The sequence below is a fragment of the Chryseobacterium takakiae genome, assembly GCF_900129385.1.
GTDB classification, from domain to species: Bacteria; Bacteroidota; Bacteroidia; order Flavobacteriales; family Weeksellaceae; genus Chryseobacterium; species Chryseobacterium takakiae.
Genome location: NZ_FQVO01000002.1, coordinates 355,794 through 371,071 on the forward strand (window position 1 = coordinate 355,794; position 15,278 = coordinate 371,071).

Below are 15,278 nucleotides of genomic sequence, written 5' to 3' on the forward strand. Positions count from 1 at the left end.
ATTTTAATAATTAGAAAAGCGTGTTGATGGAACTGTTCAGTTTTTATAATGTTGAAAATTTATTCCTGCCAGATCCGGAACCAAGGCATAAACTTGATCCTACAATTTCAGGATTACGGAATTGGAACGAAAGAAAATATAAAAATAAGCTCTATAAAATTGCACACGTTTTTCAGCTGATAAAGGAAGAAAATGGTACGCTTCCCTTTATTATAGGTCTTTCAGAAGTTTCCGGAAAGCAGGTGCTGGAAGATCTCATACGGATGCAGCCGTTCAATTCAGGATATGGTATTGTACATTACAATTCCAGAGATGAAAGAAAAGTTGATGTTGCAATGCTGTATGATAAAAATAAAGTTGAAATAATAGACTCTGAAGCTATTACCTTCTTCTTTGAAAATGAAAACAAAAACATAGAAAACTACGATACAACAAGAGATGTACTCTATTCAGTATTGAAGTATAAAGAAGAGATTATCAATGTCTTTATCGCCCATCTTCCCTCTAAACGCGAAAAAGATATTAACAGGCCCAAAAGGATTTTTATACTCAATGAAATCCAAAGACGGATTCTGGATCTCATAAATGCTGATGAAAACGTAATTCTGTGCGGAGATTTCAACGAAAACCCAGATGATGAAAATTTAGTAAAAATTCTCTATGACAATTCCTACGAAAAGGTCTTGGAAAATCCTTTTCAGCAGTTGTTTTCTACAGGAAATTATTCTACTTTTCATTACAAATCCGGGCTGTTGTTTGATCAGATCCTATTATCTGAATCTTTTTTTAAAGAAGATAATATGCTTTCTTTTCAAAATGCCGGAATATTTAAACCCGGAAAAATCAGCTGCCGTGACAAGAATTTTGAGGGAAGGCCGTTCCGTACTTATGCCGGAACAAGGTATCTTGGCGGTTACAGTGATCATTTCCCGGTCTACGTTTCGCTAGGTAAAGTATAAACAAATGTGAAAAAACATAAATTTAAGTAGAGAATGAAAAATTCAGACAACACAAGCTATCAATTGGATTCAATCGACAAGGAAATTATTTACATGCTGATGGATAATTCCAAAACATCACTTGCTCATATTTCCAAAGGAGTAGGGATTTCCACAACTGCGGTTCACCAGAGAATTAAAAAACTGGAGCAGGCAGGGGTGATTGAAAATTCAATTTCATTTCTTAATCCTAAAAAGATAGGATATAAAGTTATTTCGTACATTGGTGTATTCCTCGACAAACCAAGTCATTATCCTGACATGGTTAAAGCCTTAAAGGAAATTAATGAGGTAGTGGAAGCGCACTATACCACAGGAAATTACACCATTTTCCTGAAGGTACTCTGTAAAGATAATGACCACCTGATGCAGATTTTAAGTAAACTTCAGAAACTGAAAGGGGTTACAAGAACAGAAACTTTCATATCTTTGGAACAGGGTATTTACAGACAACTGAAAGTATAAACATCATGAACATTGCACAATATTTGGATTCAACCTACCTGAAAACTCCTTCACAGTCGGGACTTTCAGAACAAGAAACATTACAGAAAGATAAAGATCTGGCAAAGGAGGCAATTGATAACGGTATTTTTGCCGTAATGATCCGTCCGAATTATGTTTCGGAAATCAAAAAGTATATTCTTGAAAGGAATTCAGATGTTGTAGTAGGAACAGTTATCGGTTTTCATGAAGGAACGTATTCTGTAGACGAAAAACTTGCAGAAGCTGAAAAAGCGATTGCGGATGGAGCAGATGAGCTGGATTTTGTGATCAACTACAATGCTTATTTAAAAGGAGATTTGGATCTGGTAAAAGATGAGTTTATAAAATGCACTCAGCTATGTCTGGAACACCATAAAATAGCAAAGTGGATTATTGAAATTGCAGCTTTAACGGATGAGCAAATCGCTGATCTTACCAAAAGTATCTCCACTTGGTCAGAAGAGCATTTTCCTGAAAATGAATGGTCTAAAATTTTTGTGAAATCTTCAACAGGTTTTTATGAAACCCAAGACGGAAAACCAAATGGTGCAACATTTGAGGGGATAAAAATCATGCTGGATAATGCAGGAAAACTGCCTGTAAAAGCAGCTGGTGGCGTAAGAACTCCGGAAGACGCCGAAAAAATGATCAACATGGGAGTCAAAAGAATCGGAACTTCCTCTGCGTTGGCTTTGATTAAAAACCAGTCGGCTTCGGAAGGATATTAATTTTTAAAAATATCACTTAAAATAAAAACCATCAGTTTAGTGATGGTTTTTTTATTTTATGCCTGTTGAGCTAAATATTCCATATAGAATTCCTGCGTTTCTTTGATTAACGCATCCATTTCCTGTAAAGTAAATACTTCTAAAAATTTCTTCCTGAAATCTTTAAAATGAGGAACGCCCCGGAAATAATTGCTGTAATGCTGTCTCATTTCAACCAGACCCAATCTTTCGCCTTTCCATTCTGCACTCCATTCTGCATGTTGGCGAACTGCCAGTAAACGGTCTTCAATCGTAGGTGCCGGAAGATGTTCTCCTGTTTTAAAAAAATGTTTAATTTCATTAAAAATCCACGGATAACCGATGGCCGCCCTTCCGATCATAATACCGTCGCAGGCATATTTTTGTTTGTATTCCAACGCTTTTTCAGGGGAATCGATGTCACCATTACCAAAGATAGGAATCTCAATATTAGGATTTTGTTTGATTCTTGAAATATGCTCCCAGTCAGCCTCCCCTTTATACATCTGTGCACGCGTTCTTGCATGAATTGTTAAGGCTTTGATCCCTGTTTCCTGAAGACGTTCGGCTACTTCATCGATATTGATGGAAGTGCTGTCCCAGCCTAAACGTGTTTTAACGGTTACCGGTAAACTTGTTGAGCGTACAACCGCTTTTGTAAGGCGAACCATTAAATCAATGTCTTTTAAAACTCCTGCTCCTGCGCCTTTGCAGACTACCTTTTTTACAGGACATCCGAAATTAATATCAACAAGATCTGGGTTTACCGTTTCTACGATTCTTGCCGACATGGCCATTGCTTCTTCATCTCCGCCAAAAATCTGGATTCCTACAGGACGCTCATAGTCGAAAATGTCCAGTTTTTTTCTGCTTTTAATCGCATCACGAATTAACCCTTCCGAAGAGATAAACTCAGAGTACATCAAATCTGCACCATGCATTTTGCATAATCTTCTGAAAGGCGGATCGCTTACATCTTCCATCGGTGCCAGTAAAAGCGGAAATTCCGGCAGTTCTATATTGCCAATTTTAATCATGCTGCAAATTTACAACTTTTTCAAAAAAATAAATCCTTTATTCTCAGTAAAGGATTTATTATCAGTTATGATGTTCTAAAAATTAATTACTTTTTGATGAGCTTAGAGGAAAATCTTTCTTTGCCGTCTGATATTTCTACTGTATAAAAACCTTTCTGTAAATAAGAAACATTAATGTTTTCAGAATAGTCCTCGGCAATGACTTTTCTTCCGGCAGTATCGAAAACTGTAACTGTTGTTTTCTTACTGTTATAATATTCCGGTAGTTTTATTTTGAGTGATCCGTTTACAGGATTTTCAAGAATTAGTACTTCTTTTTTGCTCTTTAGAGATTCAGATGTTCCCAAAACTGTTGAGAATAGCTCATTATAAGTCTTAGCTGCCTTAAAGAATGTAATATTTGATGTAGGAATACTGGTGGTATTTGTTCTTATAAAAAAGCGGTCAAGATTCAGGGTACTTGCGTAATCATTTCCGCTGGAGATGGTAAGATCTGCTGTTCCAGGTTCTGCTGCAGATGAAGGATTGAGGTATATCGACATTACATCATCTGTTGTACTTCCTGGATTATAGGTATATTTAACCACGACTAAATGCGTTGTATTAAGTGGTAAAACCGTAGTGGAATAGGTATTGGTACCTGTATTTTTTGATCCGCCTACCCTAAATCCTCCGGTAGCGTTCTGAAAGAGAATCCTGATTGCTGTATTGGATGAGCCTCCGCTCAATACCCTTATAAAATCTCCAGGCGTTGTTGAAGGAACTGTACTTGCATTTACCAGAAAAGAAAAGTAAAACGTATTGCCATCAGCAGGCATAGCCATAGGTGTAAAGTTTCTTCCCACAGCATCCTGATTCGGAATTGTCCTTGCAGAATTGATAGCCGAACCGTAATTGGAGTAACTTTGAGAAAAAGCCGCTACTTGGGTATTGGTGCATCCAAATCCGGCACAGGCACCGCCTCCGTTTGTGCTTGAGCTGTTTGTCCAGCTTCCCTGTCCGCTTAGCTGGCTTGTCGTTAAAGTACTGAGGTCATCATTTAATAGTAATTGTGCGCTTAAGGCCTGGGTCATCAATGCACAGGTCATAAATAAAAATTTTTTCATATGTATTTTTTTTAAATTATTTTAGCAAAAATATAAAATTATTTTAAATAGGGGTGGTTTGTTTGTTTTATTTATAATTTTATAGTGCTTATGGTGAGAATTATTTAATTTAAAATGCAACGACAATTAAATAAATTAACTTTTAAAGGACTAATGATGAAGTTTATTAATCTTGCCAAATAAATTGTTTAAAATAATAAATTTTCTGAATTAAAAACTTGCTTTTACCTGCATGCTTCCGATATGAATGGTTCTGTCCCCGGAATTTCTTCCTTCGTAATTTAAGTTGAGCTGAATGAAAGAATTAAGCGCCTGCTGAATGAAAACACTCCAAACCTGGTTTTTTCCTGGCTTCAGACCGTCCAGCATCTGATTTCCGACAATACTGAAATTATTTCCCGTAAAATCGTTGTTGATAAATGAAAAATTGCCCCTGATCGATGTTTTTCTCCGTTCCCACTGTATGGTTCCGGTGATATCAAATGCTTTTAAAAGTTCCTCTCCATCCACTCTGTCTTTCTGGCGGAAGGCAGAAGAAAGCTCAGCCTGAATAGCGTCTGTAAATTTATAAGTTGCTTTCGGTTTTGTTTCAAAATTATTCAGACGGTAGTCTCTGGTGGCAAACAATTGTGAAGAGTTTCGGATATCATGGACGGAGTTTTCCCAGTCGATCCTGAATTCTTTATTAAACCAATATCCGATGTTTAAAAAGTGTGAGATTTGCTCGCGTTCTTCATTACTGAAATTGGCATTGATGAGATTGTCGTTGGATATAAAGCGATAATTTCCGTTCCATCCGGATTTTTCAGTAGGGCTGAACTGTGCGGAAGCCAAAATGTTCTGGTTTTTGAGGATCTGATCGTCATTTTTTTCAAAAGGATTTAATACCAGAACTTTCTCCCTTTTGTAAAAGGAGTTCTGGGAATTCAGTGAAATATTAAAGTTCCAGCGTTTCAGGAATTTATTTTCAGAATTAAAAACAACAGAAGGATTCACAAATAACGCCAGCTGTATTTTATTTTTATTGGAAGGAACATATCTTACGGAATTCGTGTAAATCCTGATATACTGCGCAAGATCAGAATATTCTGCAATTTCAAATTCATCAAGCTGCTGAATGCCATCCCCGTTATAATCTGTCCATTTATAAATACCCTGTCCGTCAGTTACTTTTATATATTGGAATTCTCTTTGTGCTTCCTGCCCGTTTCCAAGTTCATAGAAAGCCTGCAGTCTCATTCCGTTTCTGAAAAGCTGTTGGTTATAAAGAATGTTTCCTACCACAAAATCATTGTTTCTGGAAGCATCCGACTCCTGATTCTGATAGAAAAACTTACGGTAGTGGAGAAGTGCGTTCAGTGTTGTTTTCTCTGTTTTAATGATTTGGCTTTCAGCCATGAATCCTAAAATATTGTTCATGTTCTGAAGTCTGTTGTCGCGCACCGAGTCGTTGTCTCTCATGTACATTTTAGTGAGCAATTTTGTGCGGGCACTGTCGCCGATTTTTTTCTGTACGAAAATTTCTCTCCAGCTGAAACTTGTGACATCCATAAGCTGTGTGTCATTGTATTTCTTTTCATTATGTTCCATGCTTCCTCCCAAAGCCCAGCTTCCTTTCTTGCAGGTATATTCTGTTGATACACCTCCTCTTATGAATTTTGTATCCTGAAGTACCGCATTGGTGTTAAGATAAGATAAATTTCCTTTGGTGAAGAACTTTCCGCTGATCCAGCCAAAATCGAGATCATTTTTTATCCCTTTATAAGAATCCTGCTCATCAAGGTAATTAATTCTGTAATTAAGTGTGGATTTATTATTCCATTTATTTAAAAAGCTAAAGATAAACCTGTTTTGTGTTCTTCCGCTGAATTCCTGTGCAAGGTTGAAATCTCTGGAGAATTCAACATCATTAATCCTGTCTAAAATATGGAACTGTTTATCGATATACTGATATTCAAAATTAGGAGTTCCTTTCCAGTTGTTTTTGGTAAAGGTTTTATTTCCGAAAATTCGCCATGCGTATCCAATATTCTGATCAGAATCTTTAGAAGAAAAAAGATTGACGTCATAGTTGCTTAATGAAATATCTGCTCCAATTTTCCCATCTTTTAATGCATATTCGGAATTGAAGGAAAAGACCTGGGATTTTTCGGGAGAAGGAAGTTTTCTTACGGCACGGTAATCACCCATGTTAGGCCCTACATATTCAAAAACTCTTCCGTTATTGGTAGTTTGTGTTATCTTATAATCACCGAGATTTGCCCCGAAATAGGTAAATGATACGGTATAAAGAGTCTGTGTGGCGTCTGTTGAAAACTGGTAATAATTTCCGGAAGGATCCTGCACCTGGCGGTAAAGGATTTTGTTGACATCATATTCTGTCGCCACGCCGGAGGGAGCATACATCAGGTTCGGATCGTTTCCTGCATTGGCAAGGATTTGTTGGTCTTCCTGAGAAAGATTCAGTGCCAGCGGAGCATTTTTATTATCATTTTCCATGAACCAATTAAGCCCCAGTTTTAGTTTTTCTCTTTTATGCTCAACTTTTCCGGTGAATAAATATCTTGAATAATTCCTATTGGTATAATTATAGGAAATCGTAATAAAATTCTGCTGGAAAATAGGACGGAAGCTGGTAAAGGTTACTTCACCTGTATTATAATTGATGATATAATCCTGGTTTTCTCCGCGCTTCATAAGAATACCATCAATAAAAACCTGTTCTGATCCGGAGATCAGGGTGATAAACTGTTCGCCGTTTTTTCCTGTCAGACGGTAAGGTCCCTGGTTTCCTTCAACACCCTGAAAACGGATTCTGTGGAATTCACTTCGCGCAACACCCATGGAAACATCAGCAAATGTTTTATTATCTTTACCAAATTCCGTCTGGAACTCAATTCCCATGCTCCGCCGCTGATATTTTGCAAAATAGTTTTTGGCTTCAACAAGATCAAGATGTCCGGCTCTGAGGATGGATTTATCCTTAATATTAAGCTGCATGTAAATCTTGTCGAATTCTTCAAGGGTTTGGGTATATCCGTCTGCCTGAATAGGCAAATTATGATCAGAGATGCTCGCAAGAATAGTTACATCTTTAGAAAGTCTCCCGGAAATCTGAAGGTCCATTGAACTTTGTACCGACTGTCCCTGGTTGTTCCCGAAAGTAATTCCTCTTATAATGGAACCTTTAGAATTTAGCTCTCCTAAAAATCTTTTCTTGTCATTCCTCGCAAGAACAGCTTCATCCACAATAATTCTGTTGCTGGTTTTCACAAAATCCATGGTGTCTTTGGCAAAAATGTCCTGCTCAAATCTTGCAGCGAGAATGCTGTCTTGTATAATGCTGTCCTGTTTGAGGCTATCCTGCGGAAGGTTAGGATTTTTCCATGTGAATATCTGTGCATTTCCCGAGAATATGCCCATTAAAAACAACACGAATATCAGAATATAATTCCGCAAGCCTTTAGAAATAATCGGTAAAAATACTTAAAAATAGTTTATATAAAGGGTTTTAGTATTATTAACAAAAAATTAACTCTAATATTGTATTGTGACGAAAAATTGATGTAATTTTGGCCTGTAAATTATTAATAATTAAATCTTGAAGTCATGAAAAAAATCTTTACAGTTTTGGGTATAATTGCTGTATCTGCTTTTGCAAATGCACAAATTGTAATTAATGAAATTTATGGAGCTGGTGGTGGAAGCAATTCTGCTATTTTATACAAGTATGATTTTGTAGAATTAAAAAACATTGGTTCAACTTCTATAACTTTAACGGGTGCATATTTGCAGTATGCTTCCGCAGCCGGTACTTTTAACGGTGGAAACAGTAATCATGCATTGCCTACCATAACATTAGCTCCGGGCCAAACGTATCTTCTTCAGGAAGGAAGTGCCGGTACTGCGGGAACTGATCTACCGTCACCAGATGCGGTAGGAACTATTAATTTATCAGGAACAGCAGGAAAGCTTGCTCTAACGACTGATAGCACGGCACCTACATCCGCAACAAGTTCTAATGTAATTGATTTTTTAGGTTACGGTTCTACTGCTAGTTATTATGAAGGATCTGCTGCTGCGCCAGCACCGTCTAATACAACTTCTATTGCAAGAACTTCAGGGGATACCAATAATAATGGTGCTGATTTTACTGCGGGTACGCCTACTCCTCAAAATTCAAACTCAGGTAGTTTAGCTGTTGCTGATTTATCTAGAACCAAAGGAAACTTCATTAAAAATACTTTTGTGAAAAATGAAGAAATTACATTTGGTGCTCAGGCAAATGATGTAAAGGTTTATAATATGTATGGGCAGGTTGTTAAAACAGCATCTGTAAAGGCAAACGAGTCTTTAAGCGTTGCTGAACTACAAAAAGGAAATTATATTGTAACAGGTACGGTAAATAATAAGCCAGTTTCTCAAAAGATTTTAAAAGACTAATAAAATCTTTTACAATATACAAAGACTACTTTCTGAAGTAGTCTTTTTTTTGTTAAATAAATACCATATTTATACTTTTTTCACAAAAAATGTGGTATATGAGTGATTATTTGGCATTTATTTTGTTGGTGTTTTGCTGAACCATAAATCACTTGATTATGAAAAAAGCATTTACTTTTATCGGGCTTGTCTCGATGACAGCGTTTTCGTACGCACAGATTGTAATTAATGAAATTTATACAGGCGGTGGGATTTTAGGTGCCACTTTAACAAATGATTTCATAGAGTTGAAAAACATTGGCAATTCAACAGCAACCTTAACGGGTGCAACCATTCAGTACGGTTCCGCTACAGGAGCATTTACACAGTATCACACATTACCAACCATCACTTTACCTCCGGGACAAACTTATCTCATCCAGGAAGGCGGTGACGGCGGAGGATTGATCAATCTTGTTAACCCCAACCTTGTGGTTAATGTTGTATTGAACTTCGATGGTTCCGGTCCGATTGTAGGTGCAGGACTAGGGATAGGGCTTACCTCCGGAAAAGTTGCGCTGGCAAGCAATGCAACGCAGGTTACGGGTCCTACGGCTTCCAATGTTTTGGATTTTGTAGGATACGGAACAGCTAATCAGTATGAAGGAGCAGGAGCTGCACCGTCACCAACTATTCTGAATTCCATTACCAGAGTTTCAGGCGATACCAACAACAATAATGTGGATTTCACCATTGGATTGCCTACTCCGCAGGGAGGAACCTTAGCGGTGAGTGATATATCTGCTAATGCGGTGCGCCCTAATTTCATCAAGAATACTTTCGTGAAAAACAGCGAAATTGTTTTTGGAGCGGATGTCAAAGACGTAAAAGTATACAATATGATGGGGCAGGTTGTAAAAACAGCTTCCGTTAGAGAAAATGGTTCATTAAATGTTGATGAGCTGCAAAAAGGAAGTTATATTGTAACAGGTACTGTTAATAACGAACCGGTTTCACAGAAAATCCTGAAAGATTAATTTATAGAATCTAAAAAACATCAGTGCCTCGGATTAACTCTGAGGCATTTTTTATTGTAAAGTTTAATTAATACCAACCGCGTCTTGCTGCATTGATAATTGAACTCAGATTAAGAATCAACGTATATCGGATGCGCCTTCCGTAATCTTTAAATCCAGGTTCAAAACCAAGTGATGACTGTATCGGAAAATAGATTTCAAGAAAATCCGGAATGACACGCACCTTTACACCGCTGTCCCAAATAAATTTGGTAGATTGATTTTTATTGTCGTATATACCCGCATCAGCATAAATATGGAAAATTTTCCAGACACTGGTGTCTACGTTTACAGAAGTAATCCACTTGTTGACGGTTCCCGGAATGAAAGATTTGAACCCCCCATCAGCCAGAATATATTGTTGTGAAAGGATACCTCCGGTTGCGCTTTGCCCTAACAGATTATAGGAGAAAGAATAATCCGAAACTCTGGAAATTCCGTAATTAAAAGTATTATTCCTCGTATTGTTTTTAATAAAATATCCTGCAAAAAGACGGACGCTTAGTTTTTGTCTAGGAGCAAATTCCCAACGGTAAAAACCTTCTGCAGTCACTTTGTGGAAATCTTCCATCCACTGGGTGTTTACCCCAAGGCTTTTCTCATGAATGCTCTGGCTGTCGTTGTATCCGTAACCCACACTCCAAAGATTGTATTTGTCATAATCATTATTGGCAATCATCAATGGGCTGAGGTCTCTCTCAAAATAATTGTAAGAAATTCCCACACTTCTGCTTACGGTACTTCTTGGATTTTTTCTGAAATTAAAATTGGAATAAACAGAACCTTTGCTGTAAGCCAGATCATAATCATAATGAAAATATGATCCTGAAACTCCGAAGGTAATGCTTCTAAAGATGCTTTCTGCCGGGAGAAAAGAGTAGTTAACAGCTCCGGATCCGGTAAGTTTACCTGTTCCTGTACTGTATGTCGGTGTAAAAGAATATAAGAATTTTTGGTCAAAAAAAGACTGATTCTTAAAGTTGAACCCAATCAGGAATTTATCATATGTATTGCTGAAACGAACCCTCGGACTGATATAGATTTCATTGAATTCCGGATTTGGAATATCTTTAATCAGCTTCAGTTTGATTTTTCTCATATTGGAAAAAAATCCTTTAGCATAGAGAAAATTGTCCCTGTAATTGGCTTCCGGGAAAATGTAATCATCATTCAGGGTGATTTTGTTGATATTTTCGGCAGGAATTGAAAACGTTTTTGTTTTTTCGTTTTCTTCCGTTTCTACCCAGTATTGTTTTGTATCTCCTTCTTTAGATTCTGTCTGTAGTTTTACGGGAATATTGGCTGGTGTATTTTTATTAATTTTTATATGGAGAGAATCCCCCTCTTTCCGAAACCTTTTAAGTTTAAAATTTACCCTGTTTTTGTGTTGTAAAAAGCCAGCCAGATAAGTTGTTCTCTTATCCTGCTCGGCTAATTCTTTTATAAAATCATCGGGATTAACCTGCTTGTCTGTATTTTTTGCAATGAATTTCTGAACCAGGCTGTCAAAATTCTCATAACCCATTTTATCCGCCGAATAATTGAATAAGGTTCCGGTTTCAAAACTGCTGATGGCCATATCATTAAAGTTGCTAAGAACTGTATACTTTTCATCAATTTTCTGATCAAGGTTCTGGGACATGATGTATTGGTAAGTAAGCCCGTAGCGCTCAATCAGCTTTACATCCGAAGCGTAAAACAGCTTTAGCGGTTTGATCCCGAAAATTTTGGTTTCCGGTAAGCTGCCAAGGAGTTTTGTATCACCATAAAATTTCTTCAAATATTGAATTTCAAGATAAGATTTCAGTCCGTTTTTAAACCAGTGATCATTCTGTTTATCGGTTATAATGCTTTCATCCAATACTTTTTTAGCCACAATCCCGAAATAATCAAGATCGGTTTTTTGTGCGTCATTAAAAAGCTGAAATCTGAACTTCCAGAATGTAATATCATTATTTCCGAAAAAATCTTCTTTAGCTCTGAATTTATCTGATATAAAAATTCTCTGAGGAATAGTTCCTATCCTGTCTTTGATAAATTTCAGGTGAAGCGGCAGATAAAATTCCAGGTTTTGTTTTTCTTCCGGTGTTAAATTATATCCGAACTTTATTTCAGTTTTAATATCATCATTGTTTATGATGATTGATGGATATTCATTTTGTGAAATGAGAAATTCGGGATCAGAGTCAAGATATCCCCTGAAAGAATTCATCTGAAACTGCTGAAGATTACTTTCGATAAAATAATTAACAGGCAGATCAAAATTAATACTCCAGTACGTATTGAAGCTTACGGATTCTTCGATGTCATGATAATCTCTTTTGGAAACATTGTCCGGATCAAAACGATCCGGAACAATAAAGAAATATTTTAATGCTACATTTTTATCTGAAGTTCCGTATCCCGTAAACTTTTTGTCGGGAAGCTGAATTTCATATTGCAGTTTTAATTTTACCTGTTCTCCGGGCTGCAGTACTTTTTTCAAGGGTAAAAAAATATTTTCCTCCGAAATAGCAGTGATTGGAATTTCCTGTTCGGATTCCTGAATTTTTAAATTGAGTAATTTCCCGAGCTCTTTTTTTTCTGCAAAGTGAAGATCGGTATTGCGGTCTTCCAGCTTTCGGTAAACCAATGATGTTCCTCTTTTATTATATGAAGATACCCAGTTTAAAAGTTTTACTGTACTCAGAGCAGCTTTAGAATTGTTATAATAAACCAGCTCCTCATTTACTTGCAGCAGTTTTTTGTCTGATGACAGTTTTGCTTCTATATAAATACTGTCTTTCTGTGCAGATACTTCTACAACACCCAGAAACAAAAAAAGGCCAATGCAAATATTTCTCAATTAACTGTGATATGGTTCAAATATAACTTATTTTACAGAAAGTCCTCTAATATTTAAATTAACTTTGAGTTAGTTTTTTTTCAAGAGAATTCAAGTAGGCTTTCCATCCTTCATTTTTATACATTACGGCAGCTTCTGCCGGATTTTCAGCCTTGTAAATACCTCTTCCTACAATGATAAAATCGGTGTGGAGTGTTTTGAATACATGTTCAGGTGTATTGTACTGCTGCCCTTTACCGTCGCCGGAATCTGCCAGATTTACACCCGGCGTGAATAGCAGCATTTCTTCCGGAAGCGGGTTTTGGGAAACACCACCGATTACATTAGGATGGGAAGCCGCGATCTTTAGTGCTTCTTCACGATAAGCACTTGTGGTTAAGGTACCTTTTGAAGACATTCCGATGATGGCAACAACACCTACATTTTTAAAACAGTCTAAAGATTCAAACCCTCCGATAACCTGAGAGGTTACAAAATCTGCCCAGTCTGTAATTTTAAATACGCCGCTTGTGAACTGTAATTCCTGGGTATTACCAATGTCTGCAAATTTTCTGTCTTCCATAAGCAGGAAATTATGTTCTGCAGCCAATGCTTTCAGAGGAGTAATTGTTTTTTCATACTCAAAATCAGATATAATGTCGATATGCGTTTTTAAAGCAATCACATGAGGACCTACTTTTTGTGCAAGGTCCAATAATTCCTGAGTAGTGGTAACATCGGCAGAAGCGATAAGATTGGATTGTTTTGTCAATGCTGTTTCCAACAGTTTTTTAGAAACGGAATGCTGTGCCGTGCTGAGCTTTTGTTCATAAGAAGCTCTTGTGACTTCTTCAAACTGAATGTGATTTCCCTGCAGGAAATCCTGAATTCTTTTCACTTCATCATCTGATAATTCTCCATTTTCCCAGAGAATAGAACATACTTCTGAAATATTAAAAAGGGTGTGAACTCTGTATCCTCTGCTTTCAAGAAGCTCTTTTCCACCTTGTTCCCTGTCCAGAACGACTACAATATCGGCAACTTTGATATCTTCCTGCTCAACTTCAGCGATGGTTTCAATTAAAGATTTTCCTGAAGTAATTACATCTTCCACCAAAAGGCAGTTTTGTCCTTTCTGGTAAATCCCTTCGATCAGCTTTTTGGTACCGTAGTTTTTGGCTTCTTTTCTTTTTATAATTAATGGAATATAACTTTCCAGAGACATTGCTGTAGCCATAGGAAGGGCAGCATAAGGAACTCCGCAGATCAGATCAAAATTATCCAAAGGAAGCATGTCCAGTAAATAATTGGCCAGGTTTTTTAGGATTTTCGGATCTGAAGCCAATGGTCTTAAGTCTACATAAAAAGGACTTTCAATACCACTTTTTAATGTAAATCTTCCGAATTTGATGATGCCAAGCTTATAACACTCTAAAAAGAATTCTTTTTTACTTTCCATTATTTTTTATTAGATGTTGCAAATTTAAGGAAATGATGTTGAAAGTCAATTGTGAATTTTACTTCGTAAATGAATTGTGAGTTTTTATCATTAATTATAATAAAGTAGAGAGATTTTATTCACAAAAAAACACCCGAAAGGATGTTTTTATTTTACGATTTCAGCATTGATTACTTTTGTATTGTCTTTACTGTATTGTCTTTCGGCTTCCCAAAGAAGGAATTTATCTACTTCTTTAATCAGTTTCGGGATAGTAAGCGATAAAACGGCCAGATCATCCAGCACTCCGATTACAGGGACGGCAACTTCCGGAAGCAGATCAATTGGTGAGATGATGTACAATACCCCTAGAAGCGGAAGAATAATATCAATGGATCTCATTGGATATTCTCCTTTTCTCCACATCCTTACCATTCTGAAAATGTCGGGAATTTTTTTCACAAAACCTTTGTGATTGATGGCTTCTTTTGCCAGACTTAATTTTGAATATTTCATTTTGTGTTTAATTTTAATAATTCTACAACGGTACATAATTCACAAATTCTGTACCAATGAAGTCTTATGGAACGTTAAAAAATTATTTGATAATATTATCAATAAACTGGTGTACAGATTCTGTATTCCAGTCTCTTGAAGCATCTTCTTTAATAATGATTCTTCCGTCTTTATCAAGAAGGTAAGTTGTTGGGAACACTTTCGGAAGTATTTTTTCTGAAATGGGGCTTTGTGCAATGTAAACGGGAACAGTATAATTATTTTCTTTCAAAAACTTTCTTACGGCATCTTCCTGATCATTCATTGCGATAAGCACGAAGTCTACATGTTCTTTTCGGGTGTCATAAAGTTTCTGTATCGAAGGCCATTCTTTTCTGCACGGCGGACACCATGTTCCCCAGAAATTCAGAAACACCGCTTTGTTTTTAAAAGTTTTGAGATTGGTGCTCGGAACATTGATTCCCTGCAAATCAATGTCGTAATCTTCTTCTGTGACATGTACTGCATTTTCAATGGTGGCAATAGGAAAAAAAGTATCCTGCAGTTTTTCCTTCACGCCCGGAACAAAAGCGATTACCGCAATGATAGCGATTAAAACAAAGTAAATTATATTTTTTTTCATTTCAAAT

At 36.7% G+C, this 15,278-nt stretch carries 12 protein-coding genes; 5 read left to right on the forward strand and 7 right to left on the reverse strand.

Going from position 1 to position 15,278, the window contains the following annotated elements; genetic code table 11:
• Window positions 1-26: 26 nt before the first annotated feature.
• Genes BUA76_RS04725 through deoC form a run of 3 tightly spaced genes read left to right on the forward strand, consistent with a single transcriptional unit; the run spans window position 27 to window position 2,212 of the window.
• Window positions 27-959, forward strand: a complete 933-nt coding sequence (locus BUA76_RS04725; protein ID WP_072883653.1) for an endonuclease/exonuclease/phosphatase family protein — start codon at window positions 27-29, stop codon at window positions 957-959.
• 33 nt (window positions 960-992) lie between these two features.
• On the forward strand, window positions 993-1,463 hold the full coding sequence (locus BUA76_RS04730; protein ID WP_029295841.1) for an Lrp/AsnC ligand binding domain-containing protein: 471 nt from the start codon (window positions 993-995) through the stop codon (window positions 1,461-1,463).
• A gap of 2 nt (window positions 1,464-1,465) precedes the next feature.
• Window positions 1,466-2,212: a deoxyribose-phosphate aldolase gene (gene deoC, locus BUA76_RS04735; RefSeq protein ID WP_072883654.1), complete on the forward strand. Its 747-nt coding sequence runs from the start codon at window positions 1,466-1,468 to the stop codon at window positions 2,210-2,212.
• 56 nt (window positions 2,213-2,268) lie between these two features.
• Here deoC and dusB read toward each other — a convergent pair whose 3' ends face one another.
• The 3 genes from dusB to BUA76_RS04750 form a co-directional block, all read right to left on the reverse strand.
• On the reverse strand, window positions 2,269-3,267 hold the full coding sequence (gene dusB, locus BUA76_RS04740) for a tRNA dihydrouridine synthase DusB (RefSeq protein WP_072883655.1): 999 nt from the start codon (window positions 3,265-3,267) through the stop codon (window positions 2,269-2,271).
• Between the two features lie 86 nt (window positions 3,268-3,353).
• The gene (locus BUA76_RS04745) at window positions 3,354-4,373 is read right to left on the reverse strand and encodes a T9SS type A sorting domain-containing protein (protein WP_072883656.1); all 1,020 of its coding nucleotides are present in this window, start codon (window positions 4,371-4,373) and stop codon (window positions 3,354-3,356) included.
• Between the two features lie 210 nt (window positions 4,374-4,583).
• On the reverse strand, window positions 4,584-7,796 hold the full coding sequence (locus BUA76_RS04750; RefSeq protein WP_072883657.1) for a hypothetical protein: 3,213 nt from the start codon (window positions 7,794-7,796) through the stop codon (window positions 4,584-4,586).
• A 186-nt stretch (window positions 7,797-7,982) separates the two neighbouring features.
• Between BUA76_RS04750 and BUA76_RS04755 the strand changes: the two genes are divergently transcribed.
• The gene (locus tag BUA76_RS04755) at window positions 7,983-8,816 is read left to right on the forward strand and encodes a lamin tail domain-containing protein (protein ID WP_072883658.1); all 834 of its coding nucleotides are present in this window, start codon (window positions 7,983-7,985) and stop codon (window positions 8,814-8,816) included.
• Window positions 8,817-8,974: 158 nt separating this feature from the next.
• Window positions 8,975-9,832 carry a lamin tail domain-containing protein gene (locus tag BUA76_RS04760; protein ID WP_072883659.1) on the forward strand — a complete coding sequence of 286 codons (858 nt, stop codon included), beginning with the start codon at window positions 8,975-8,977 and terminating at the stop codon, window positions 9,830-9,832.
• A gap of 67 nt (window positions 9,833-9,899) precedes the next feature.
• Here BUA76_RS04760 and BUA76_RS04765 read toward each other — a convergent pair whose 3' ends face one another.
• From BUA76_RS04765 to BUA76_RS04780, 4 genes are all read right to left on the reverse strand, one after another.
• Entirely contained in the window at window positions 9,900-12,716 is a 2,817-nt protein-coding gene (locus BUA76_RS04765) for a gluzincin family metallopeptidase (RefSeq protein WP_072883660.1), read from the reverse strand.
• Window positions 12,717-12,774: 58 nt separating this feature from the next.
• Window positions 12,775-14,154, reverse strand: a complete 1,380-nt coding sequence (pyrF, locus tag BUA76_RS04770) for an orotidine-5'-phosphate decarboxylase (protein ID WP_072883661.1) — start codon at window positions 14,152-14,154, stop codon at window positions 12,775-12,777.
• A gap of 147 nt (window positions 14,155-14,301) precedes the next feature.
• The gene (locus tag BUA76_RS04775; RefSeq protein ID WP_072883709.1) at window positions 14,302-14,649 is read right to left on the reverse strand and encodes a YkvA family protein; all 348 of its coding nucleotides are present in this window, start codon (window positions 14,647-14,649) and stop codon (window positions 14,302-14,304) included.
• A gap of 82 nt (window positions 14,650-14,731) precedes the next feature.
• On the reverse strand, window positions 14,732-15,271 hold the full coding sequence (locus BUA76_RS04780; protein WP_072883662.1) for a TlpA family protein disulfide reductase: 540 nt from the start codon (window positions 15,269-15,271) through the stop codon (window positions 14,732-14,734).
• Window positions 15,272-15,278: the final 7 nt, after the last annotated feature.

Excerpts from the sequence above, each read along its gene's own strand:
- BUA76_RS04760 (WP_072883659.1), top strand. The coding sequence starts at position 8,975 with ATGAAAAAAGCATTTACTTTTATCGGGCTTGTCTCGATGACAGCGTTT.
- BUA76_RS04775 (WP_072883709.1), bottom strand. The coding sequence starts at position 14,649 with ATGAAATATTCAAAATTAAGTCTGGCAAAAGAAGCCATCAATCACAAA.
- pyrF (WP_072883661.1), bottom strand. The coding sequence starts at position 14,154 with ATGGAAAGTAAAAAAGAATTCTTTTTAGAGTGTTATAAGCTTGGCATC.
- BUA76_RS04725 (WP_072883653.1), top strand. The coding sequence starts at position 27 with ATGGAACTGTTCAGTTTTTATAATGTTGAAAATTTATTCCTGCCAGAT.
- BUA76_RS04745 (WP_072883656.1), bottom strand. The coding sequence starts at position 4,373 with ATGAAAAAATTTTTATTTATGACCTGTGCATTGATGACCCAGGCCTTA.
- BUA76_RS04780 (WP_072883662.1), bottom strand. The coding sequence starts at position 15,271 with ATGAAAAAAAATATAATTTACTTTGTTTTAATCGCTATCATTGCGGTA.
- BUA76_RS04755 (WP_072883658.1), top strand. The coding sequence starts at position 7,983 with ATGAAAAAAATCTTTACAGTTTTGGGTATAATTGCTGTATCTGCTTTT.
- BUA76_RS04750 (WP_072883657.1), bottom strand. The coding sequence starts at position 7,796 with ATGGGCATATTCTCGGGAAATGCACAGATATTCACATGGAAAAATCCT.
- BUA76_RS04730 (WP_029295841.1), top strand. The coding sequence starts at position 993 with ATGAAAAATTCAGACAACACAAGCTATCAATTGGATTCAATCGACAAG.
- dusB (WP_072883655.1), bottom strand. The coding sequence starts at position 3,267 with ATGATTAAAATTGGCAATATAGAACTGCCGGAATTTCCGCTTTTACTG.